18 protein-coding genes are annotated in these 22,867 nt (G+C 43.9%); 7 read left to right on the top strand and 11 right to left on the bottom strand.

Annotated features, from left to right (window positions below; genetic code table 11):
* The first annotated feature begins 71 nt into the window (after window positions 1-71).
* The gene (locus ACS8FD_RS04060; RefSeq protein ID WP_439274583.1) at window positions 72-338 is read left to right on the top strand and encodes a DksA/TraR family C4-type zinc finger protein; all 267 of its coding nucleotides are present in this window, start codon (window positions 72-74) and stop codon (window positions 336-338) included.
* Between the two features lie 52 nt (window positions 339-390).
* On the opposite strand, the gene ACS8FD_RS04055 is transcribed toward ACS8FD_RS04060, so the two are convergent.
* Together ACS8FD_RS04055 and ompR are read right to left on the bottom strand one after the other, a co-directional pair.
* Window positions 391-1,134 carry an exopolysaccharide biosynthesis protein gene (locus ACS8FD_RS04055; RefSeq protein WP_439274582.1) on the bottom strand — a complete coding sequence of 248 codons (744 nt, stop codon included), beginning with the start codon at window positions 1,132-1,134 and terminating at the stop codon, window positions 391-393.
* Window positions 1,106-1,867: an osmolarity response regulator transcription factor OmpR gene (gene ompR / locus ACS8FD_RS04050; RefSeq protein WP_439274581.1), complete on the bottom strand. Its 762-nt coding sequence runs from the start codon at window positions 1,865-1,867 to the stop codon at window positions 1,106-1,108. The genes ACS8FD_RS04055 and ompR overlap by 29 nt, the downstream gene beginning before the upstream one ends.
* Before the next feature lie 431 nt (window positions 1,868-2,298).
* Here ompR and ACS8FD_RS04045 point away from each other — a divergent pair, with 431 nt between their 5' ends.
* Window positions 2,299-4,815, top strand: coding sequence for a Tex family protein (locus ACS8FD_RS04045; protein WP_439274580.1), 2,517 nt, complete (start codon window positions 2,299-2,301; stop codon window positions 4,813-4,815).
* A gap of 138 nt (window positions 4,816-4,953) precedes the next feature.
* On the opposite strand, the gene ACS8FD_RS04040 is transcribed toward ACS8FD_RS04045, so the two are convergent.
* The 3 genes from ACS8FD_RS04040 to ACS8FD_RS04030 form a co-directional block, all read right to left on the bottom strand.
* The gene (locus ACS8FD_RS04040) at window positions 4,954-5,373 is read right to left on the bottom strand and encodes a hypothetical protein (protein WP_439274579.1); all 420 of its coding nucleotides are present in this window, start codon (window positions 5,371-5,373) and stop codon (window positions 4,954-4,956) included.
* 371 nt (window positions 5,374-5,744) lie between these two features.
* A complete protein-coding gene (locus tag ACS8FD_RS04035) occupies window positions 5,745-6,554 on the bottom strand; it encodes a hypothetical protein (protein WP_439274578.1) in 810 nt (269 codons plus the stop codon).
* Between the two features lie 633 nt (window positions 6,555-7,187).
* On the bottom strand, window positions 7,188-8,477 hold the full coding sequence (locus tag ACS8FD_RS04030) for a saccharopine dehydrogenase family protein (RefSeq protein WP_439274577.1): 1,290 nt from the start codon (window positions 8,475-8,477) through the stop codon (window positions 7,188-7,190).
* A 698-nt stretch (window positions 8,478-9,175) separates the two neighbouring features.
* Between ACS8FD_RS04030 and ACS8FD_RS04025 the strand changes: the two genes are divergently transcribed.
* Entirely contained in the window at window positions 9,176-9,331 is a 156-nt protein-coding gene (locus ACS8FD_RS04025; protein WP_353105162.1) for a DUF1328 domain-containing protein, read from the top strand.
* A 117-nt stretch (window positions 9,332-9,448) separates the two neighbouring features.
* Here ACS8FD_RS04025 and ACS8FD_RS04020 read toward each other — a convergent pair whose 3' ends face one another.
* The 4 genes from ACS8FD_RS04020 to ACS8FD_RS04005 form a co-directional block, all read right to left on the bottom strand.
* Window positions 9,449-9,742 carry a 4a-hydroxytetrahydrobiopterin dehydratase gene (locus ACS8FD_RS04020; RefSeq protein ID WP_439274576.1) on the bottom strand — a complete coding sequence of 98 codons (294 nt, stop codon included), beginning with the start codon at window positions 9,740-9,742 and terminating at the stop codon, window positions 9,449-9,451.
* 109 nt (window positions 9,743-9,851) lie between these two features.
* A complete protein-coding gene (locus ACS8FD_RS04015; protein WP_439274575.1) occupies window positions 9,852-10,145 on the bottom strand; it encodes a GNAT family N-acetyltransferase in 294 nt (97 codons plus the stop codon).
* A 172-nt stretch (window positions 10,146-10,317) separates the two neighbouring features.
* Entirely contained in the window at window positions 10,318-11,697 is a 1,380-nt protein-coding gene (locus ACS8FD_RS04010; RefSeq protein ID WP_439274574.1) for a fatty acid desaturase family protein, read from the bottom strand.
* Between the two features lie 271 nt (window positions 11,698-11,968).
* A complete protein-coding gene (locus tag ACS8FD_RS04005; protein ID WP_439274573.1) occupies window positions 11,969-13,204 on the bottom strand; it encodes a flavin reductase family protein in 1,236 nt (411 codons plus the stop codon).
* A 446-nt stretch (window positions 13,205-13,650) separates the two neighbouring features.
* On the opposite strand from ACS8FD_RS04005, the gene ettA reads away from it, so the two are divergent.
* Complete coding sequence (gene ettA, locus ACS8FD_RS04000; protein ID WP_439274572.1) at window positions 13,651-15,312, top strand: energy-dependent translational throttle protein EttA; 1,662 nt, start codon at window positions 13,651-13,653, stop codon at window positions 15,310-15,312.
* A gap of 87 nt (window positions 15,313-15,399) precedes the next feature.
* Here the strand turns inward: ettA and plsB are convergent, their stop codons facing one another.
* A complete protein-coding gene (gene plsB, locus ACS8FD_RS03995) occupies window positions 15,400-18,234 on the bottom strand; it encodes a glycerol-3-phosphate 1-O-acyltransferase PlsB (protein WP_439274571.1) in 2,835 nt (944 codons plus the stop codon).
* Window positions 18,235-18,465: 231 nt separating this feature from the next.
* On the opposite strand from plsB, the gene ybaK reads away from it, so the two are divergent.
* Together ybaK and ACS8FD_RS03985 are read left to right on the top strand one after the other, a co-directional pair.
* Window positions 18,466-18,954, top strand: a complete 489-nt coding sequence (gene ybaK / locus ACS8FD_RS03990; RefSeq protein ID WP_439274570.1) for a Cys-tRNA(Pro) deacylase — start codon at window positions 18,466-18,468, stop codon at window positions 18,952-18,954.
* Window positions 18,955-19,001: 47 nt separating this feature from the next.
* Window positions 19,002-19,373 (top strand): 5-carboxymethyl-2-hydroxymuconate Delta-isomerase, encoded by a 372-nt coding sequence (locus ACS8FD_RS03985; RefSeq protein ID WP_439274569.1) that lies wholly within the window; start codon window positions 19,002-19,004, stop codon window positions 19,371-19,373.
* Window positions 19,374-19,514: 141 nt separating this feature from the next.
* Here the strand turns inward: ACS8FD_RS03985 and ACS8FD_RS03980 are convergent, their stop codons facing one another.
* Window positions 19,515-21,335, bottom strand: a complete 1,821-nt coding sequence (locus tag ACS8FD_RS03980; RefSeq protein WP_439274568.1) for an acyl-CoA dehydrogenase C-terminal domain-containing protein — start codon at window positions 21,333-21,335, stop codon at window positions 19,515-19,517.
* Between the two features lie 377 nt (window positions 21,336-21,712).
* Between ACS8FD_RS03980 and ACS8FD_RS03975 the strand changes: the two genes are divergently transcribed.
* Window positions 21,713-22,843, top strand: a complete 1,131-nt coding sequence (locus ACS8FD_RS03975; protein WP_439274567.1) for an FUSC family protein — start codon at window positions 21,713-21,715, stop codon at window positions 22,841-22,843.
* The last annotated feature ends 24 nt before the right edge of the window (window positions 22,844-22,867 follow it).

Below are 22,867 nucleotides of genomic sequence, written 5' to 3'. Positions count from 1 at the left end.
TGTAATTAAAGGCTTTTATTTTAATAACTAAAGATAGAGCTAATAGAAATATGGTTAAAAAGGATAAGATTATGGCAGGTGGATGGTCAAGAGATGGAGCAGAGCACGAGCAAATGGATGCTACCGTCAACGATGCGTTAGATCGGGTGCGCCAAGCACTACCAAAGGGCGAGAGTGCGCAGTATTGTGATGAGTGCGGTGAGCCAATACCAGAAGCGAGAAGGGTAGCAGTACCTGGCGTGCAGCACTGTATCGGCTGTCAAAATGAGCTTGAACAAGACGCTAAGGCTTCTGAGTTATTTAATCGCCGTGGTAGTAAGGACAGTCAACTGCGCTGATAAGCACATACTATATTTATCATAGACAACCAACCCGATGCGGTTGGTTTTTTTATAACAGCACTTGCGTAATTAAAAAATAAATAGTAACCAAATTCAGCAATAAACCGCCTAAAAATACATAGCCATCTTCTGTAATTAAAGCAATGGCAAATAAAATGACAGAGGCTGCAGGTATCATCACCGCGAAAGGTACGAGCTCAAGCGGAATCATAGCAAGGGCGGCAAAAATACAAAGCGCTGCCGCTACCTTTTTCGCTTTATTAGAGGTTAGCTGCTTAAGCCTTGGTTTAACGACTTTATCAATCCATTTTGTGGCTTTTGAAGCAATATTCACCCCTTTGTGCAGCTTGTCTTCATCAAAAGAGATATTATCGACAAATTGCGGCAACCAAGGTCGCTCTTTGCCAAACAGCATCTGAATACTTATCAAAATAATGATCACGCCGCAAACCGTTGGCACCCCAGGGATGCCTCCTGTTGGCATGATGGCAATAAGTGCAGGGGCAAATATCAAAGGCCCAAAGCCTCTAGAGTTAAGCGTATCCATGATATCGCCGATATTTACCTTACCCGTATCTTTATCAGGGTCTAATTGCTCAAGTACGGCAGTCAAACTGTGTTCTGATGAAGAATGATTCGACTTTGAATCATCTTCGTCATAATGAGCATTTTCATGCTCATCTAGAGTCGCTTGATTGTGATCCTTACGAACATTAGATTTGTGAGGGGAAGAATTATTGTCTGTCACCATAGTTCCTAAACGCTTACGCCTTACCTGTTTCAACGTCAGCATCCGCCTCATCGGGAACGAATACATAGCCGACGCCCCATACGGTTTGAATATAGCGCGCTTGCGAAGGGTTGTCCTCAATCAAGCGACGCAGGCGTGATACTTGTACATCGATAGAGCGCTCCATAGCGCCCCACTCGCGACCACGGGCAAGATTCATCAGCTTATCCCGGGTCAAAGGCTCACGTGGATGCTGTACTAAGGCTTTTAATACTGAAAATTCACCAGTAGTCAGCGTTACCACATTACCGTCACGTTTGAGGGTACGCGTAGACAAATCAAGCGTCCAAGGACCAAACTCAACCACCTCTAACTGATGGCTTGGCGCGCCGGGTAGCTCGCGGTTCTGCCGACGTAATACGGCCTTGATGCGGGCGAGCAACTCTTTTGGGTTAAAAGGTTTTGGCAGATAATCATCAGCGCCAGCGTCTAGCCCAGCGATACGATCGGCATCGCCGCCTTTTGCGGTTAGCATAATAATCGGAATATCGGCGTTATCTTCGCGCAAGCGCTTGCAGATACTGATTCCATCTTCGCCTGGCAGCATCAAATCGAGAACGACTAAAGAAAACAGTTCACGCTGCATGAGCTTATCCATCTGACTGCCGTCATGGGCAGTACGTACCACAAAGCCATCATCTTCTAAAAAGCGCTGGAGCAAAGAGCGCAGGCGCGCATCGTCGTCAACGACTAAGATACGCTGAGTCAGAGTATCGGAGCTTTTATTATCAGTCATATAGATATCCTGTAGTGAAGTTTATTATTATAAAAAGTAGCAGTAATGATTGGATAACCCAACTATCTATAATTATGTAATAGTTCTGAATTTGTTTCATCGCTTTTACTGAGCCGTTTAATCCTTAAAACCTTATCGTTCTCCCTATTATCTTTTCTTTCTTTTAGGGTTACTTTTAAAGCTATCAAACTATTACCTCAGTGTATAAGATTGCGCTACTAATTGCATCACTTGTTCACTGAAATGCTGTATGCGTTTGTTTAACAGGGCAAATAAAACATTTATTTGTTTGATTTTGCGTTGTTTTAGCCTGAAAAAATGACATTTCATCTATAAAATACAAGGATATACAGCGAAAGTATAAAAAGGATTATAAATCAGTCAGCTTTTGCTATAATGCCAATCACCATTTCTCAACGATTGATACGTATATGAGTAGCACTGATAGCTTAACGTCATCGGCAGTCTCAGCAAATGCGCAGGGATTAGATGCAACCACACACGCGAATATCCACGACAAGCTTGCTCGCGCGCTTGGCATTAAGACGGCTCAAGTCAACGCCTTTGTCAAACTTTTCGATGAAGGCGCAACGGTTCCTTTTATTGCGCGTTATCGTAAAGAAAAAACGCAAAATCTTGATGATGCGCAGCTCAGGGCACTAGAAAAGTCGCTCAACTATGAGCGCGATATGGCCAGCCGTCGCTTGAAAATCACTGAGCTGCTGCGTGCGCAAGACACTCTAACGGATGAGCTACAAGCCCGTATTGACAACGCGGAGTCTAAGCTTGAGCTTGAAGATATCTACTTACCGTATCGTCCACGTCGTCGCTCCCCGGCGGCCAAGGCCCGCGCTGCTGGTCTAGACAGCGCAGCACAAGCTCTGCTCACGCAAGAGATTACGCCTACGCAGGCGCTAGCAGAGTATCAGCTGCCTACGAGCGTCACTGATGATAGTGGTAATGAGATCGACGTTGACTTTAGCGACCTTGATAAGCAGCTGGCGGGTGTCCAGGCCATTATCGTTGATGAGTGGACGCAAGCGCTTGATCTGCTCGATAACTTACGTAGCGGCTTTGCCAAAACCGCTAGCATCGTCACAAGCGTTGCTAGTGAAGATAAACGTGAAGTCGGTGAGAAGTTCAAAGACTATTTTGATCATAGTGAGAGCTTAGCGCGTCTGCCCAATCATCGCCTGCTCGCTATGCTACGCGGTCGTCAGGAGAACGTTTTAGGCATAAAAGTCGACGGCGAAGATGCGCCATTTATCGAAAAAATCATCAACCATTTCAATATTGATGCTACAGCGCCAAGCGAGCGCCGTGAGTTTCTGTTAGAGGCGGCGAATAGCTTGTGGAAAGACAAGTGGCGTCCGCATATCGAGCATCGCTTATTGACAGAAAAGCGCTTAGCGGCAGAAGCCGACGCTATCGATGTTTTTGCTAATAACCTACAGCATTTATTAATGTCAGCACCAGCAGGCCCTAAAGTGATCTTAGGTGTCGATCCCGGTATTCGTCATGGCGTCAAGATGGCTATTATCGATGCTCAAGGCCATGTGATGCTTGATACTGCTGACAAGCCTGTTGTCGCTACCGTTTATCCTTTTGCTCCTGATAACAAAATGAGCGAGGCCAAGGTGCTTATCGATGAGTTATTAAGCACTTATGACGTTGATTTGGTCGCTATTGGCAACGGTACGGCTAGCCGCGAAACGGACGCTATGATAAAAGAGATTTTATCGGCTAACCACTCGCTAAAGGCCAAGGCTGTCATCGTTAATGAGTCTGGCGCTTCAGTCTATTCTGCCAGTGAGCTGGCTAGTGATGAATTGGCTGACTTAGATGTCTCGGTACGCGGCGCGGTATCTATTGCTCGCCGTTTGCAAGACCCCTTATCTGAGCTAGTAAAAGTCGATCCAAAAGCTATTGGTGTTGGGCAATACCAGCATGACGTTAATCAAAACCAGTTAGCCGATAGTCTGGATAAAGTAACCCAAGATAGCGTCAACGCGGTCGGAGTAGATGTCAATACGGCGAGCCCAGCAATACTTGCGCACATCGCTGGCCTCAATCGCAATGTCGCGCAGCAGATCGTCAGTTATCGTAAAGAGCACGGCGCTTTTGCCAACCGTGAAGCGTTAAAAGACGTGCCGCGCTTGGGAGTCAAGACCTTTGAGCAAGCCGCTGGGTTTTTGCGGGTACATGGGGGGAGTAATCCTCTTGATTCCACTGGCGTACACCCTGAAAGTTACGACATGGTGAATAGCTTACTTGAGCACACCAATAAAGACCTAAACGAGATCATCGGTAATGATGGGCTGCTTAATAGTATAGATACTAGTACGATCGCCGCTAACGATGACAACATCAGTGTTAAAGCAATAGTAGAAGAGCTTGCCAAACCTGCTCGTGATCCGCGTCCTGAGTTTAAGACAGCAAGCTTCCGTGATGATGTCAATAGCATCAAAGATCTTAGCGAAGGCATGACTCTAGAGGGCGTCGTGACCAATGTGACGGCTTTTGGCTGTTTTGTAGATGTGGGCGTACATCAAGATGGGCTAGTGCATATCTCGCAGATGGCTAATGATTTTGTCGCTGATCCGATGAATCGTGTCAAACCAGGCGACATTGTCTCAGTACGTGTCATCTCTATCGATGAGCCACGTGGGCGCATTGGGTTTAGCATGAAACCTGAAGCGCAAAAATCTGAAGGCCGAGTGAAGCCTGCAGCGGCTACCAAGACTAAAGAGCCGAGTACTAATACTGATCGGTCCAATCGCTCTAAAGATAAACGTCCAGCATCACGTGGTAAGCGTACCGACAAAGAGCGCAGAGTCTCGGATAATCAGCCCAACCGCGCGTCAAAGCCAAAGGCTGAAACGCCTAGCAGAATCGGTACTCTTGGCGCGTTGTTGCAAGAAGCTGGCGTGACTAAGACTAAAAAATAATCAATCTAAAAATCACATTTTTCTCAGATAAAAAAGGCAGCCCAATGGCTGCCTTTTTTTTAATCATCGATACCAACATTATTTTTGAATAACGAGATAAGCCAATGACTGCATTAGTAAAGTTGATGAGCTATGCACTTATTGATCGTCTTCTTCCGAAACCTCCGGTAGGTCTTCTGCTTCATCTAACAAAGCCTCTTGAGAGGTCATTTCTGTTGTTTGCAACTCTTGGTCTTGCAAAACATCTGCTGGAGCTTCTATCTCAGTGGTCATCGGTTGTTGGCTAATAGGCGCTTCTAATTCGGCAGCCATCGGCTGTTGGTTGGGATTATTGATGTTTGCTCTAGAGATGGTCTGGGTCTCGCTAATTTGAAACGAATTAGATTGGTTTAATATTGCCTCGTTATTAGCATTGCTGACTTCAGTTTCAAGAGTGGTTGCAGTAGCAGTATCTTGCATATCTACTGAGGCAGTCTCAGTAGGTGCTGCCATTGCTAGACTTGGAATAGTAAGTGCAGCGCCAATAACTAACGATAAAGGTAGAGTACGGTGTTTCATCAATTGATTCCTTAATTTGCATTTTTATAGTGTCAGCTTAAAAGACATAAAACTTGACCGCTATTTAGCTTTGTGTATTATGAACTTATTTAGAATTTTAAATGTATATATTTATTATATCTAACATATAATCTCTAGATAAAATAAAATCATGATAATCGCTAAGCGACTATCATGATCGATTCGAATAAAGAGCATTGTTAACCAATCTAAATTAGTCAAAAACTCCAAACAAGAGAATAGCAATGAAGCTATTGCTATTTCAGTAGTGCATAGATTAAAAATCTAACACATTAATGTTCGTAAGTGACTTTGTGCAACTACTGTACTCTTATTGTCGAGTATAAAAATATAGCAAAGCTACATTAGCCTTATTCATTCATGTCTTCCATGTCATTTACTTCTACATCAGTATCAGGAACACGAATAACTGGGAAAGTTTGGTCGACTTCAGTTTGATTTAAAATAGCAGGATCCACTTCTTGACCTACAATAGCAGTCTGACGACCATTTTGAATAGCGATGGCAGTGCCTGTATTCGTATCAACACGCTGTATCTGATCGGCAGGAGCAACGATAACTTCTTTTACGCTATAAGTAGAAGGGCGAATAACACGTCTAGTCTGCACAACGACTGGCTCGACAGTACGCGCTTCAGCGATAGCAACTTCAGCTTCTGGAGCTTTCATCTCACTGATGACAGGCGTTGGGAAGTTGCTGCCGAAATGGTTGTCACATTGCTGCATAGTAACGCGTAATGGGTTGCCGCTGCTATCCATATAGATGTTCACAGGCATATCGGCAGCGAAAGGAACGTATTTGCCTACTAGTGCGCCAGAAACGCCATAACGACCATTTGATTGACCTACGCCTAGATCACAAGCGCCCGCTTCATAGTCACCGGTACGTAAATTATTATCGCTAACGACGCGCTCAGGAATCATCACCTCTGATAAACGCATTTTTGCAACGCTAGCTTCACCAGCACGAGGCATAGGCTTTTGGTAAGTATAAGGAGTATAGTATTTTGCTGAACCGTCTTTTACTGCCATAACACATTCATCATAAGTGTCATAGCCGACGTTGCCGTTATTGTCTGTGGTCATAGCGGCATTGGCGTTAGTGCCTAACATAGCAAGACCTGAAGTGAGTACAGCTGCCGTCAATATATTAAATTTCATAGTTATTCCCTCTCAATTATTATCATTAGTGTTTAGCAAAGTTAACAATCATTCTGAAGCGTTAGTAGATTTTTATTTCGTTGAAGCGACTTTATTATCTAGCTAGATAGAAGTATCTAGCTAGAGATAATCCTTCTCAGTATTTAGCTTTTACTGACTAGTAAGTGCTTCTTGTCAATAACTAACGCCTAGACACAAACAATATTACTTGAGCACTCAAATTATCGCTGTGTCATTCGGCTAACAATGTGTAGCGTTATGTATTTAATACCTAAAAATCAGCAGTGTCATTTACGCAAGTGATACGTTGTTAGTGTTTGATAACATTGTATAGTCGATCCACTCTAAAAATGACATACCGCTGTTGGGATGAGTTTTATGCAGCCTCTAGGGAGAGCAGCACGCAAGTAAAATTTATACCAGTAGCGCACTTAATCTCATAACAACTTTACTTTAAACTGACTATATATAGCTAATAAGGGAGATAAGCACAGTAAGGAACAGCTCAGTTGCACTTATGTATGAGTACTGGCTTAAATATAAAAAGACCGCACCCTATTTGTGCATAGAATGCGGTCGTCAATCATATATCAAGCTGTACTAGCGGTTTGCTAAGTAGTATTTACTGGTAGGTTATTTCTCTTCTATCACTTCAAAGCTAAGACCAGCATGCTCTTCAAGGCGAGCTATGAGCTTATCACCCATCGCTGAAGCTGGCGTCCAAAACCCGCCTTTAACGTCTTTATGCGAGATATCTTGCGCCAAACATAAAGCGGACTGTGCCAGCATTCTTGACGTACTGCCATAACCTGGATCTCTATCGCCAGTAACTTTTGTGCTGATAGAGTCGTTTTTTGCGGTATGACCAAAGAAGCGAATATCGAAATAACCATTCTCTTGCTCTGATTTAGAAGGGCCAGAGCCTGATTTTGGCAAGACATGTTTAGAGAGTAATTCGCGGCTAGGCTTGAACATCATCGTAGTGGCAAACCCGAGCAACCCTGCACTCAAAGCGTAGCTGGTGAGCTGACCTTTGACGCCATCTTTCATCCACATTGCTTCGTCATATTTGAACTCACGGCCATACTCATAATCTGTGAGCTGATTGGTACGATGGACGATACGCGTGTTAATACTAGCCATCACAAACGGAGCCAGCCAGCGGCCGTGCTCACTGTCATATTCAGGCTTACTGACGTTTTTCTGACGCACGTTTGGTGCATCCGTATCATCGTTGAGTAAATAAGGATTAGCGACTTGCTTACGGCGCGACTTATCTTTACCAACCTCTTCAAAGATAGTCGCCATAGAAGCAACCGTACCGCCAGATAAACCGCCTTTAGCTGCTTTGACTCGCATATGAATCTCTTCACACGCGTTATCAAATCTCTCTTCAGCCTGCTGCTGAGTGAAATACACTCCCAAATCTGAAGGGATAGAATCAAACCCACAAGAGTTGACAATACGAGCGCCGCTCTTGCTCGCAGCGTCTTGGTACTTGTCCATCATATCTTTGATAAAGATAGCTTCGCCCGTTAAATCGACATAGTCGGTACCGTTACTGGTGCATGACTTGATTAACGGCTCACCGTATTTAAGATAAGGACCGACGGTTGAGATCACCACTTTAGCTTGCTTGGTCATCTCATCAAGGCTTGCGTCATCATTACTATTAGCGAGAATGATATCAACCTTTTTCGCTGAGCCTGAGTCACTAATCTCAGATTGGAGTTTTTTTAACTTTTCTTCGTCGCGTCCAGCGATGGCCCAATTAAGATTATCGTCATTAGACTCTGCTAAAAACTGGGATAAGTATTTAGCGGTAATCTGCCCTACGAAGCTTGTAGCACCGTACAGGACCACAGCGTAAGGACGATCGTCTTGTTTTGCGTTAGTCGCTTGTTTTTCTACAGAGTTAGCCATGTTGAATTTCCTTATATATTAGATGATAAATCTAGTCTTATTAATTGAGATAACGGCACTAAGACTTATACTTAGTCGCATTATTTCACCTTGTTTCTCATTGCTTTAGGTCACATTCTGCTAAATAATGATGAAGCTGCCTTAGTAAAAATAATAGAGTAGCGTCAGCTTTAATGGCAATAGACAGTATTATAGGTGGTAGCAATACGTTGAGTTTTAAAGGTCTAAAGCTTTTTCCTGACATTAAACGAGTCACCTACACAGTCATTCAGTAGTATTGTACACCGCTCTCTATTTTGCTTGTACTCATATGCTTTGATGTTCTATATATAAATTAGAATAATGCTAATAAACATCGTCAAAGTGCTACAAAACTAAAGCTCTGGCTACACAGGTTACACAATATAGCGCGATGTTTACCAAAATCAACGTAGCTAGGGTTTAAAGTAACTATGGAAAATTGCTAATCTATTCTCGTAAGCCAAATCTCGTAGATAAGAGTAGGGCTACTAACAATAATTTTTATAATTTAATAAATACTTTATAAATTGAATGCTTCAATCATTGTTGGCTTTCAGTATTACGCTTTATGTACTTACTAGCTTGATGTACTACTAAAAGCAAGCTATAAGTCGCATAAGCAGCTTGACAGCAATTGAGTTTATTGAAGCTTTGATTTTAATTCGAGGAGAAGGAATATGTTTCGCTGGGCTATTATATTTGCAGTTATCGCACTTATCGCTAGTTTATTAGGTTTTGGCGGTGTTGCAGGGTTATCATCGAACTTGGCATACATTTTCTTAATCGTTGCCGTTATTCTATTTATCGTGGCCTTTGTTGGTCGCAAAATGTAGTTACTGAGATAAATATTAAACAGGAAATTGTTAAAAAGAAAAACGTCCTTTAAAAGGACGTTTTTTTGATGGCGATTATTTGCACTTAGTATATTATTCACGCTCAATAAGCACTTTTTACAGTCTTTTGGGCTGCACGATATGCTGCATACGTTTCGCTAAGCGGATATCTAAACTACTGATACCGCCTGTATCATCGGTAGTCAGGCGTACTTTGACAGTATTATAAACATTCTGCCATTCAGGATAATGCTCTAACGCCTCAGCGTAAAAAGCCGCTTGAGTCATAAAACTGATGGCTTCCACAAAGTCATTAAATTTGAACAATTTTACGATACTATTCCCGTCGCGCTGCCATCCTGGTAAATCTTGCAGCTGCAGGTCGACTTGTTTTTCAGATAAACTACTCATAGCAATATCCTTTATTATTATAGTGGTCACTATAGTATTCTATACTATAGCGCCTGTGGTGATAGTAATTACTGACAAATATTCGTCAACACGCCCTACGCAAGACCGACTATACTAAATCCTGATATTCAGGGTGTTTGTTGATATAGGCGTCTACAAAGGAGCACTGTGGAACGACTTTTTTGTTATGCTCACGAGCATAGTCCAAAGCATGTTTAACTAATGCTGAGCCCACGCCGCGACCACCTAAAGCTTGCGGTACGATAGTATGATCGTAGACTAAAGTGTCGCCTTTATCTAGATAACTGATATAGCCGGTTTGACCCTCTATTGTAGTCTCAAAACGGTTGGCTTGCTGGTCATGCTCAATTTGTATGTCATTTTTGGTATTTTGATGACTCATAAAATCTCCTTGGTAATATTTATGTATTGCCGGTTGGTGTTAGACTGCTGACTTTTAATCATTCGCGTCTTACGCTTGGTATTCAATAACTCCTAACCAGCAACTGGGTGTTTAGTGATAAGTGTCTAATATTTAATTTATAATGTCTAGTGGCTAATCTTTAAGGTTTGGCTTATCGCTGCTGAAGGCAACGTAGCATCGGTGGTAAGTAGTTATCAAGCAGCTTAGAGAATGATAAATAATGCACGGCGACGGCCACTACACTCTTTGGTGCTTCTTCAGTTTTTGGGTCAGTAGGCTTATGAGAATAGGCGAGCCATTCAGCTTCGCTCGGATGGCTAAAATGACGAATACGACCGATCACTTGTTTGAGCTGATCGCCAAAACGCCCCGTATTGTAAGATAAGCCATACTTTTGGCAAATGGCTTGAACTTGTGGCGCGATGCGCGCGTAATGGTTGGCTGGCATATCAGGGAAGATGTGATGTTCGATCTGATGGGATAGGTTGCCGGTCAGAATATGGAACCATTTTTTGCCTTCGATATTACTAGAACCCAATATTTGCCGCACGTACCATTCGCCCTTGCTCTCATCCTCAGCGAGCTGAGTATAAATATGGGCCTGCTCGGTAAAGTGGCCACAAAATATCACCGCCCAAGTCCACACATTGCGAGTGATGTTAGCGACAAAATTACCACTTAGGGTACTCATCGCGCTGCGTTTACCAAATAATAAACCAGTTGCTATAGGTAGAGCTAGATAGTCTTTGCCTACTTGACGCGCTATTTTGGTAAATAAAGCTTGTGACTTTGCTTGCATAATCTGCTCAAACTCTGGCGAATCGGCATAGTCTTCTGCACTAATCTGAATATCATGAAAAGCAACTGCCCATTCAAACCCTAAGGCCAACACTAGCGTTTTAAGCATATTATAGCGATCGTCTGGTATCCAAGGCTGCTCATCAGTCACGCGAATCAAATGGTAACCAACGTCATGATCGCGACCAACGATATTGGTAAAAGTATGATGCAGGTAGTTATGCGAATGCTGCCACAATGGTGCTGGGCAAACGATATCCCAATCGAACTTTTTACTATTGAGATGTGGATGTTGCATCCAGTCAAACTGTCCGTGCATGACGTTATGACCCAGCTCCATATTATTGAGGATTTTGCTAAAACTCAATAATGAGGTGGCTAGTAACCAAGTAGCAGCGCTACGTTGCCATGACGTCATGCGCCCAGCGGCTACCAATAGACCACGAGCAACTAGCTCACTGTAGACTACAGCACTATACACGCGCTGTATATAACGAGCATCATTAGTACCTAATGAGTCCATCACCTCTTTGTAGAGCGCGTTTAAGTCGGCTGCCAAAGCGTCAGTTTGTGCCTTTGGTAGATGCGTGCCCGTCAATGTAGGATAACGGGCGTTTTTGAGCGGTGCTGATATCGCTTCCTCAGCAAATGAGAGGTTATGAGTAGTACGCGGTGCAGTAGTCGAGATAGCAACAGCAGAATGTGCAGCAGATATAGACGGCAATAAACGCATTATTGATCCTTAACCGGAACTGCTTTTATTCGCTTAACACAGCGACGGTCTATTAAGTAAAGTGGGTTACAGCATACAATATGACTTAGGGTTATTCTATTTTAGTTAGGTATAAGTTGCTGTATTTTGGTTAGTTTTTCTAATTGTACAGTAATAATTGTATAATATAACTAATTAATTAATGTCTGTTGTTGTATTGACGCTATTAATAGTAGCTAGCTAACTTTTAGGTCAGCTGAAGCCTGTTTTTTGCAAAGCTTTAAGCCAAGCTTTATATCTCTAACACCACCTCGGTCATCGCTATATTGATACACGTTTGAATGGACTCAGCACCATTGCTACTCAGTTTTCCTGTTTCTATATTTTTGACCACACCACTGATTTTATCGCAGCGACATAGCTGACAGATGCCTTGTCTACAGCCGTAGGTTAGCCGTATACCGGCTTGTTCAGCACCTATCAGTATGGTATTAGCGCTACTAAACTGCTGTTGGCGTCCACGAAGATAAACCATTTGCGGCTCTATATCTGCCACATCTTTTTTGACGTCACTTTGTAGTGTAGAAATACTAGTACCGAAACGTTCTACCACAATGTTATATCTTAGCGATTGATTACTCGGTAGCACTATTTCATCAGCCGCTTTGTATAGACTAGTCAGTAGCGACGAGGAACCACAAGCAAATATAGCGGTATTAGTCAAAGGAAGTTGTAGCGATAATAGGGTTTCACTCGTCAGATAGCGGCTGTTAGCAAGGTAGCTGTCAGGCTCAGTGGTACTAACAATATGACAGTCAAAAGAGTCATATAAAGCCGCTAAATGCTGCCAATAATGTAAAAACGGAGTCTGCGCTGACGATTGGCGATGATAATAGAGTAAGGTCACAGGATGATGGTTTGCTAGTGCCTGAGTGATCAATCCTAGCATCGGGGTAATACCGCTACCACTGGCGATAAACAGTATCGGCGCTGCTGACCCAGAGTTTGTAGGCCCAGGGTTTATAAATGGTACGTTGTTTTCAAAGGTAAAATCGCCCGCCGGAATGCCACTATCAAAAATGGTGCCGAGCGCTACCTGCTGCGTTAAATAATTAGAAACCAGTCCCTGCGGCTTGATGGCGATAGTGACGGTATTTTTGGTAGACAAAGTCGAGTGATTAGCTCGCTTGGTAAGGCTATGGTCATTGTTGTCAAAAATGGCTTGTTGCAGAGCAATAGGCTGATTATAGAAACCAACAAGCGAATAATGGCGCTGATGATAAACGCCCTCAATAGGAATGCTCAAACTGATATGTTGACCGCCATGCCAATCATCAAATCGTGCAAAAGCTTGGCGTCTAAAAGCTCGATTGGTCTCAAACTCTAAAACAATCAAATCATCGCTAAGCTGTTGTCTGGCCACTAAGCGCAGTCTAGCGGACGTCAACGACCAAAAAGGTTGCAGTCGCGAGCCTAAGAAGTTGATGAAGGCGCTTTGGATCATTTCTGGACGGTAGGCTTCGGTCATAAGCACCTTTTGTGCAGCTATTTAGCCATTTATATAAGCATTATTATCTGAACCAGAGCTAAATTATATAGCCTAAACTTATGAGTTTTATTAAGTTCAACTAACATAGTAACTGCTATTGATTAAATTTACGAAAACTTTGCTGCAATTTTTTGTCATATTATGAGACAGAACCTTATCTAAAAGGGATAGTGTCAATTCAAATTAGTGAGTAGATTAAAACTTTATGGCTGTTCACTACTCAAAATATCTTACGACTAACAGTACCCATAGAACCACAAAACACCCTTTAAAGCAGTCTGTCAGCTTGCAGGGTGTGCGCTTCAATGCGATAATGAGTGATAACTAATATTCTTTATTCCGAGGCCTCATAAACGCTGTTTTTGTTCAGTTTTTTGATAAAAATGTTTTTGTTCGCCTCTTTTATATAGTCCATCGGAGTGTTAATGGCTCAATATATTTACACGATGAACAACGTGTCAAAACTTGTTCCGCCTAAGCGCGAAATTCTAAAAAATATCAACCTGTCTTTTTTTCCGGGTGCCAAAATTGGTGTCTTAGGTATTAATGGTGCCGGTAAGTCAACTTTGCTGCGCATTATGGCGGGCGTGGATACTGAGTTCAGCGGTGAAGCACGCGCGCAGACGGGTACTAAAATTGGTTACTTACCGCAAGAGCCACAACTGGACGACAGCAAAGACGTCCGTGGCAACGTCGAAGACGGGATGCGTGAAGCGTTAGATGCGCTAGCGCGCTTAGATCAAATCTATGCCGAATATGCCGAGCCGGATGCCGATTTTGATAAGCTTGCTGAAGAGCAAGGCAAGATGGAAGACATCATCCAAACTTGGGACGCGCATAACCTAGAGCCGCAACTAGAAAAAGCGGCTGATGCGTTACGTCTACCGCCTTGGGATGCCGATGTTAGCAAGCTCTCTGGTGGTGAAAAACGCCGTGTAGCCTTGTGTCGTCTATTGTTATCACGTCCTGATATGCTACTGCTTGATGAGCCTACTAACCATTTGGACGCCGAATCAGTCGCTTGGCTCGAGCAGTTTCTGCAGAACTATAGCGGCACTATCGTCGCCATTACCCATGACCGTTATTTCTTGGATAATGTGGCGCAGTGGATTTTGGAGCTGGATCGTGGCCATGGCTATCCGTATGAAGGTAATTATACTGAGTGGCTCGAGCAAAAAAATATCCGCTTAGAGCAACAAAACAAGCAAGAAGAATCGTTTGCTAAAGCGCTGAAAAAAGAGCTTGAGTGGATTCGTAAAAACCAAAAAGGCCAACAAGCGAAATCTAAGTCGCGGGTGCAGCGTTTTGAAGAGCTCAACTCCCAAGAGTTCCAAAAACGTAATGAGACCTCAGAGATTTATATTCCGCCCGGTCCGCGTCTAGGTAATAAAGTCATCGAAGTAAATAATATCTCCAAATCTTTTGGCGATCGTCTGCTTTATAAAGACCTCAGCTTCAATGTGCCAGCGGGTGCTATCGTAGGTATTATCGGTCCGAACGGGGCGGGTAAAACCACGCTATTTAATATGATTACTGAGCGTGACACCCCTGATACTGGCTCTGTCGATTTAGGGGAAAGCGTTAAAGTCGCTTATGTCGGTCAGGTACGTGATAACCTTGATGATAAGAAAACGGTCTGGGAAGAGATTTCTGATGGTTTAGATATTATCACCGTTGGTGATTACACCACGCCAAGCCGCGCTTATATTGGCCGCTTTAACTTTAAAGGTTCAGACCAACAAAAACATGTCGGTCAACTCTCAGGTGGTGAGCGTAACCGCTTGCAGCTGGCCAAAACGCTTAAGCAAGGCGCGAACGTATTACTACTCGATGAGCCCTCTAACGACTTGGATATCGAGACGTTGCGTGCACTAGAAGACGCTATTCAAGTGTTCCCAGGTACGGTTATGGTGGTCTCGCATGATCGCTGGTTCTTGGACCGTATTGCTACTCATATCTTAGCGTTTGAAGAAGAAGGCCCGATTTGGTTTGACGGTAATTACACTGAGTTTGAAGCGTATCGCAAAAAGACGATGGGTGATGATGCCGGTCCAAAACGTATGAAATATAAGAAAATCACTAATTAAGCTAAAAAGTAGCTTTATGTTTATAGATAAAAAGACCGCTAATCAATTAGCGGTCTTTTTTTGAAAGTATTATAGATAGTAAGACAATTAACGCTTACGGCCAAACTTGCGCTGTTTTTTATTACTGATTTCTGTAATAGCGTGAGTAATCTCTTTTTCATCGAGACTGGCCACTTGTTGCAAGATTTGCATCATATCCGGGGTTAAAATGTACTTGGCGTGATGAGCAATATTATTAATACGCTGATCGAAGCTTAGTACGCCAGTCTCTTCTTCTTTTTGTACATAGTCGAGACGAATAAGAGCATTAACGAAGCTAGTAAACAGCGAGCGATCAAAGAAGTCAGGGATGTCGTCGGCATAGAGCACAGATAGACGCTGACCTAATAGATGGCAGAGATCGACCACTTCGCTTTCTGTAAGATTCCCTGAACCTTGCTGCGCTAATAGCGCAAGCGTCATAAAGTAACGCTCAAGGCTTTGTTCGACAGGCGTCGCTAGTACTTGCAGCTGCTGATAACGGCTGCTGTTAGTTTCAGGAGCACTAAGCACACCTTCTTCTAACTCAACGATCAAGCCATGTTCAATCAAATTATCTATCTTTTGATTGAGGACCGCTTGCAGGCTCTGCGCCGAGTAATATAAAAACAGCTCACCTTGTAAGAAGGGATACAGCTGCGAGACGATATTATCCAAGCGGCTACGCTCAATACGGCCGTTACGAGCGACGAGTGCGGCTAAGAAAGATAACAAAATAAAGACATGCAAGATGTTGTTACGGAAGTAACTGAGCAGCGCCGCTTGTTTACCCGCAACTTGAATGATATCTCCTAAAATATGCGGTATGCGCTCAATGAGCTTGAGCTTGATACCATAATCGATGATATCTTGCGGACTCATATCGGTCACGACCGTGTCATCGGCATAAGGTAGATAGCGAGCAATACCTTGATATAGAGCGATTTGCTCGCGGCAGATAACTTCATCGAGCGCGGCTTTTGGCGCTGATAAGAGCACTAATGACAATAAGGAAACAGGATTGACGACTGCCGCCTTATTAATGTGCTGCATGATTTTGACGCCGATATTATCGACCATAGCATTGGTTTTTTTATCTAGCGGCGTATCGGTACGGTCTTTGGGTAAGCTATCTGCTGCGACATCAAACTTCTGCATAAAGTCGCTCAAATGTAGCGGCGTACCGAAGCTCAAATGCACATTACCAAAGATACGCTCGATCTTCTTGGTGGCTTTTAATAAGCCAACAACCGACTCTGACTCCTTTGGCTTACCTTTGAGCTCACCGATATAAGTGCCGCCCTCCATAATACGCTCGTAACCAATGTAAGTGGGAATAAACACGACTGGCTTATTGGTTTTGCGCAGTTGGCTATGTACCGTCATTGCTAGCATCCCCATCTTTGGCGGCAGCAGCCGACCTGAGCGTGAACGCCCGCCTTCAATGAAGTACTCAATAGGGGTGCTACGACTGATTAAGGTGTGCATGTACTCGCGCAGTACCGCTGTGTACAAGGCATTACCGCGAAAACTGCGACGAATATAAAAGGCTACTGCGCCGCGCAATAAAGGTCCTAGCACTGGCACATCTAAGTTATCACCTGCTGCGACATAAGGAATGCTCAACCCGCGCTTATAGATGACATAAGACAGTAATAAATAATCGACGTGACTGCGATGACAAGGCACATATATGATTTCGTGATCGGTGGCAAGCTCTCGTACCCGCTCGAAATGATGCACTTCTACGCCATCATAAAGCTGTGTCCATAGCCAAGTCAAAAAGCGCTCAAAGACCCTAATAATCGAGTAAGAGTAGTTATTGACCATCTCATTGGCATAACCGCGAGCGACATCACGCGCCTCATGCTCAGAGACGCCAGTGTCACTGGCTTCTTTTTCGATAGCATGTTTGATAGCGGGCGAGTAAATCAGCTTATCGACCAAATTACGTCTGTCAGACAAATCAGGCCCGAGCATGCTCGCGCGCTGCTTATCTAAATACAGATCAAGCTGATATTGCAGGTTACGTAGTAGCTCTCGATTGGCATCGACTGTAGGAACTAAAGCCCTATTGGTGGCTGTCGTTGAAGAACTAGTCGCTGAAGGGTCAACCTCTGAACCGTTAGGCAAAATAGGGTCGCTTGAGGACTGCTGGTGCTTACTAGGCTTAGGAACATCCGACACCTCTAAGTCATCGTTTAAATGATTATAAACGATAGTACGTAAGTCCTGCGGAGCATGAAACTGTACAAAGGTATCTCGGCCCATGACCCCGATATTAAACAGCTGCTTGGTGATACTAGGATCTTCCCAGTTATCGGTCATTAGTAGCTTAAATAAAGAGTCTTCCTTTTCCGGCGCTCGTCCCCACAGAATCGACACCGGCACTAATCTGATGTTGAGATCAGGATGTTGCAATGTGGCGGCAACTAAACGCGCTAGACGCGGTGAAAGCTGATCGTCCGTTGCTTTTGGGTGGTTCAAAAAGATAATAGCCGCGTTTTCATCGAGGTCATGGGCTAGATCTTTTACCCCGACTAAAGCGGGTGGCAGCTTACACTCTTGGGTCTGCAAATCAATGAGGATACTGTTGGAGCGTGAGTAGTCTTGCAGCACATAAAAAGTCAGGGTCTGCTCATCATCAGCAAGTTTGGGTAGCTCACCTAGTAGTTTAGGTTTGACGGTCACGCCAAGCGCTTTTCCTGATAGTTTACGGTAGATCTGGCTAATAGGTGCTTTACTGTAAGAGGTATTCGCCAGCTTATGATCATCAGCGTAGACATCGATATTTTTGTCGGCGTCTTGAGTAGTGTCGTTATGGGCTTCAGAAGCTGCCGAGGTGTCGGAAGTCTTAGCGCTCGATGATCTAAAAAAGCGTTTTTTTAGGAAACGGGGTATCATAATTAAAATCATATCTGCAAAATGTAATACGCTTATGATGCCACAAAAGTACATAAAGCGATATATGACCTCAGTATCTATCTCAGTATTACGTCAGTATCTATAGCTAATATTAATCGCCTGTCATTCATCTAAACGCCTATGCCAAGCTATTTTAATCCATACAAAAACTGTTTAAGATAAATGGCTTCTTAGTGCTTTATTACTGACTTAATCTTTGGACAGCTGCTTATGACACCCGCTATTAACCTTGCCAAAAAACTCAAACTAACTTATAAAATACATGAGTATACACATGAAACCAATGCAAGCTCCTATGGCTTAGAAGCTGCCCAAAAACTAGGCGTTGCGGCCGAGCGCGTCTTTAAAACCTTAGTTGTAAAGACAGATAGTGGCCAATTAGCGGTTGCGATACTGCCAGTAGAAAACACTTTGAATGTTAAAAAAATGGCGAAAGCGCTGTGTTTTCATAAAACCTTATCTTGCAAAAAAGTACAAATGGCTGAGCCGCAAGAGGTGCAGCGTAGCAGCAGCTATGTACTCGGCGGCGTCAGTCCTTTAGGGCAAAAAAAGCGCCTAGCGACGGTGATTGATAGCCGCGCGCAGCAACACCCAACCATCTATGTCAGCGCTGGACGTCGCGGGCTAGAGATTGAGCTACCGGCTGGCGAGCTGGCAGCGGCCCTAAATGCTCAGTTTGCTGATATTATCGATGAGTGACTTTACTCATTTTCTATAGCTGTAAAAATCTTATAAGGAAAAATTCTATGCCGCATCTTACTATTCAAGCCACGCCTAACGTCAGTGTCGAGCGCCCTGAGACGCTGCTAAAAGTACTGAACCAAGCACTGTGGCAGAGCGGACATTTTGGCAAGCCCACGGATATTAAGGCGCGTATCTTACCGATAGATAGTTTTTTGGTTGGGGTCGAAGATGATGAGCAAGAGTATGGTTTTATTTACGCACATCTGAAACTGATGAGTGGGCGCGATACCATAGTACGTAATCAGCTCGCTGAGATATTAGTAGCTGCTATAAACAATGAAATCGCAAGTGACCAATCAGGACGCGCGGCGCTGCAGATATGCGTTGAAGTAGAAGAGATTAGCGCGATTTATCATAAAAAAATGCTTGAATAATAAGCGAGTCGGACTTTTTAAGCGTTTATATGCCTAGCGTTTATACACTTAGCTTTGCCCATAAAAAAAGCGCCTAATGCATAGACGCTTTTCTATTACTTTCATTTTATGAATTGGTTTTTAACTATAACGCTCTAAATCTTAGTCTAAAAACGCAAAGTTTTCGATATCCATTGCGGTCATGCTCTCGCTTGGCGCAACCATACCTTCGGCGTGGCCTGAGGTACGTGGTAACAGCTTATCGAAATAGAACTCAGCGGTTTGAATCTTCGCTTGGTAGAATTCTGGGGCTTCTACGCCGCCGTTTTCTAGCTTGTCATAAGCGACAGCCGCCATACGTGCCCAGTGGTAGCCCATCATCACATAACCTGAGTACATCAAGAAATCTTCTGAAGCGGCTGAGATGATTTCACGATCTTTACGTGCCATCAGCATCAAGCGTACGGTTAAGGTGTTCCACTCAGCACATAGCTTAGTCAAAGCCCAAACGAATTTACGCATGTCTTTATCAAGGGCATACTCGCTGCACCATTTCATAATGCTTGAGGTGTAGTCGCGGATGATCTTACCTTTCGACTGCAAGATAACTTTACGGCCAAGTAAGTCTAGTGCTTGTACGCCCGTGGTACCTTCGTACATAGTAGCGATACGCGCATCACGAGCGATAAGCTCCATGCCCCATTCTTTAATATAGCCGTGACCGCCGTAAACCTGCTGGCCGTGCTTAGCCGCTTCGATACCCAGCTCAGTTAAGAAGCCTTTAAGGATTGGGGTATAAAAGCCTAATTTATCATCCCACTTCTCAAACTCAGCATCATCCCCATTGGCCACGCCTTGTGACATTTTGTCGGCATAGCGTGCTGAGTGATAAATCATCGAGCGACCCCCTTCAGCGAATGCTTTTTGGGTAAGCAGCATACGGCGCACGTCAGCGTGATGGATAATAGCATCCGCGACTTTTTCAGGATCTTTCGTTCCTGATAAGGTGCGCATAGAGCGGCGCTCTTTGGCATACGGCAGGGCGTTTTGGAAAGACAGCTCAGTATGCGCTAAGCCTTCGATACCCGTACCGATACGCGCGGTGTTCATAAAGGTGAACATGGCTTTTAGGCCTTTGTTTGGCTCGCCGATGAGATAGCCCGTTGCGCCGTCGAAGTTTAGGACACAAGTCGCTGATGAGCTGATACCCATTTTGTGTTCGATAGAGCCACAAGTGACGCCGTTACGCTCGCCAGCTTCGCCTTCCGCGTTTGGTAAGAATTTTGGCACGATAAATAGTGAGATACCGCGAGTACCTTCAGGTGCATCCGGTAGGCGTGCAAGAACGATATGGACGATGTTATCCGTAAGATCATGCTCACCGCTCGAGATGAAAATCTTAGTACCTGATAGTTTATAAGTACCGTCTTCTTGCGGTATAGCTTTTGATTTTACTTGGCCCAAATCGGTACCACACTGGGGCTCAGTTAAGCACATAGTACCTGACCAAGTGCCTTCGACGAGCTTATGCATATAGGTTTCTTTTTGCTCATCCGTACCATACTGCATGATGGTGTTGATACAGCCGGTCGATAGGCCTGGATACATAGACCACGGCCAGTTGGCAGTACCGATGATTTCCGCTTTGATCAAGTTGATCGACATTGGCAGGTTCATACCGCCGTATTCTTCTGGGTATGAAATACCTTGCCAGCCACCTTCTACAAACTGGTTGTAAGCTTCTTTAAAGCCTTTAGGCGTAGTGACGACGCCATCTTCAAAATGACAGCCTTCTTCGTCAGCAGGCTGATAGATAGGGGATAAGATGTTTTCAGCAAAATCAGCCATCCCTTGCAAGATCATATCGACGGTTTCAGGATCAGCATTTTCGCCATTGTCTAGGGTCTTGTAATGTGACTGAAAATCAAAGACATCATTTATCAAAAACTTAATATCACGTAAAGGGGCTTTGTAAGTTAACATAGGGGCTCTCTTCGACAAGTTGAGACAACAAACGATAATAGACGGTTAGATCTTCATCGGTAGCTGACTATAAAATTTATGGTAAGGCTAATATAGGAATAAGATAATTTTTTATATCTTGACTATAAAGGGGTGTTGCTATGACAGTTATGATAAACCCAGTATAAAGAGTCTGCGGCCACAAATATACCATTGATAACTAATATTCATATTATATATTGTATATTATTACTATTAGTTATTATACAAACTGAGTTGAACTGAATTGATAGCAACAAAAAATAAAGGCTTAGAGCACCCGTAAAATATAATATAGTTCTTACAGCATTAGAGTCACGAGATTGCCGAAAGGTAAGAGTAATTCAGGGTTTTTATTTATGTCAGCAAAGCACAGTCGCAACGTTTACTACCGCTTTTTTCAGCGGCTATTGGCGACTATCAGGCGTTTGATTACTGGTGAGATTGAGCATTTAATGACCGTTAATCAAAGCCGTCGACCTTGGCATATGCCCATTATCGCTGCTATCGCGATTAGCTTTCCGGTATTTGTTGGCGCTTATTTTGACGCTCTATCTGCAGGGATCAAAGCTTCGCTTGGAGCGATGATTATACTTAACTTACCCTTTATAGGAAGCTTGCCTCAGCGTTTGGTGACGGTGATGGCTTGGGGCTTTGCGATGTCTTTATGTTTTGCGTTAGGACTTATCGCTCAGCAGCTGCCTTTCATTAAGATTCCTGTGTTTGCGTTAGTAGCTTTTGCTATTGTGGTATTTGGGCGCTATTACCACCAGCCCCCGCCGGCAGGACTGTTTGTGATGATGTCTACCGCTATCGCCTTATTTATCCCCGTGCCTTTGACACAAATTATTGCAGCGACTGGCCTCGTGATGCTTGGTAGCGGTTTTGCGCTCATTATGGCGCTGCTCTATTCGTTGTGGTTATTGGCAACACGCGAGCGCACTGATCTGCCAGCGCAAAGCTATCAGCCGGAGACAATCAGTGAAAGTATCATGGTGGCCGGTTTTGTCAGTCTCTCTTTATCCCTCGCGTTAGTGCTGGCGATGCCCTATCCGTATTGGGCGGCGGTGAGCTGCTTTATTATTATTCAAGGCATTCATCTACGTACGATGTGGATTAAGCAGTTCCATCGTCTACTAGGCACGCTGATAGGCATGGGGGTAGCGGCATGGATGCTGTCTTGGCATCTGACATTATGGCAAGTCGCTGCCGCTATTTTTGTGCTGATGCTGTGTATTGAGTCCTTAGTCGATCGCCATTATGGCCTTGCGGTGATCTTTATCACGCCATTAACTGTATTTATCGCCGAATACGGCAGTGGCCTACCGCCCTCGCAGCAGCTCTATCAAGAAGTCATTCAAGCACGTATGCTAGATACCGCGCTGGGCTGTCTCATAGGCCTGGTTGGCGGTATGGCGATGCAATCTGCAAAGCTGCGCGCACCTCTAAATCGCCTGGAGCGCTGGCTATTAGAGCGTTTTGGTATCTAAGATATCCTAGTATGCTAAAACACT

The sequence above is a fragment of the Psychrobacter sp. 1U2 genome (assembly GCF_051847575.1).
This window is presented reverse-complemented; position numbering and strand designations above follow the sequence as displayed.

Coding starts and splice junctions, on each gene's coding strand:
- ACS8FD_RS04060 (WP_439274583.1), top strand. CDS start 72: ATGGCAGGTGGATGGTCAAGAGATGGAGCAGAGCACGAGCAAATGGAT.
- ACS8FD_RS04055 (WP_439274582.1), bottom strand. CDS start 1,134: ATGCTGACGTTGAAACAGGTAAGGCGTAAGCGTTTAGGAACTATGGTG.
- ompR (WP_439274581.1), bottom strand. CDS start 1,867: ATGACTGATAATAAAAGCTCCGATACTCTGACTCAGCGTATCTTAGTC.
- ACS8FD_RS04045 (WP_439274580.1), top strand. CDS start 2,299: ATGAGTAGCACTGATAGCTTAACGTCATCGGCAGTCTCAGCAAATGCG.
- ACS8FD_RS04040 (WP_439274579.1), bottom strand. CDS start 5,373: ATGAAACACCGTACTCTACCTTTATCGTTAGTTATTGGCGCTGCACTT.
- ACS8FD_RS04035 (WP_439274578.1), bottom strand. CDS start 6,554: ATGAAATTTAATATATTGACGGCAGCTGTACTCACTTCAGGTCTTGCT.
- ACS8FD_RS04030 (WP_439274577.1), bottom strand. CDS start 8,477: ATGGCTAACTCTGTAGAAAAACAAGCGACTAACGCAAAACAAGACGAT.
- ACS8FD_RS04025 (WP_353105162.1), top strand. CDS start 9,176: ATGTTTCGCTGGGCTATTATATTTGCAGTTATCGCACTTATCGCTAGT.
- ACS8FD_RS04020 (WP_439274576.1), bottom strand. CDS start 9,742: ATGAGTAGTTTATCTGAAAAACAAGTCGACCTGCAGCTGCAAGATTTA.
- ACS8FD_RS04015 (WP_439274575.1), bottom strand. CDS start 10,145: ATGAGTCATCAAAATACCAAAAATGACATACAAATTGAGCATGACCAG.
- ACS8FD_RS04010 (WP_439274574.1), bottom strand. CDS start 11,697: ATGCGTTTATTGCCGTCTATATCTGCTGCACATTCTGCTGTTGCTATC.
- ACS8FD_RS04005 (WP_439274573.1), bottom strand. CDS start 13,204: ATGACCGAAGCCTACCGTCCAGAAATGATCCAAAGCGCCTTCATCAAC.
- ettA (WP_439274572.1), top strand. CDS start 13,651: ATGGCTCAATATATTTACACGATGAACAACGTGTCAAAACTTGTTCCG.
- plsB (WP_439274571.1), bottom strand. CDS start 18,234: ATGATACCCCGTTTCCTAAAAAAACGCTTTTTTAGATCATCGAGCGCT.
- ybaK (WP_439274570.1), top strand. CDS start 18,466: ATGACACCCGCTATTAACCTTGCCAAAAAACTCAAACTAACTTATAAA.
- ACS8FD_RS03985 (WP_439274569.1), top strand. CDS start 19,002: ATGCCGCATCTTACTATTCAAGCCACGCCTAACGTCAGTGTCGAGCGC.
- ACS8FD_RS03980 (WP_439274568.1), bottom strand. CDS start 21,335: ATGTTAACTTACAAAGCCCCTTTACGTGATATTAAGTTTTTGATAAAT.
- ACS8FD_RS03975 (WP_439274567.1), top strand. CDS start 21,713: ATGTCAGCAAAGCACAGTCGCAACGTTTACTACCGCTTTTTTCAGCGG.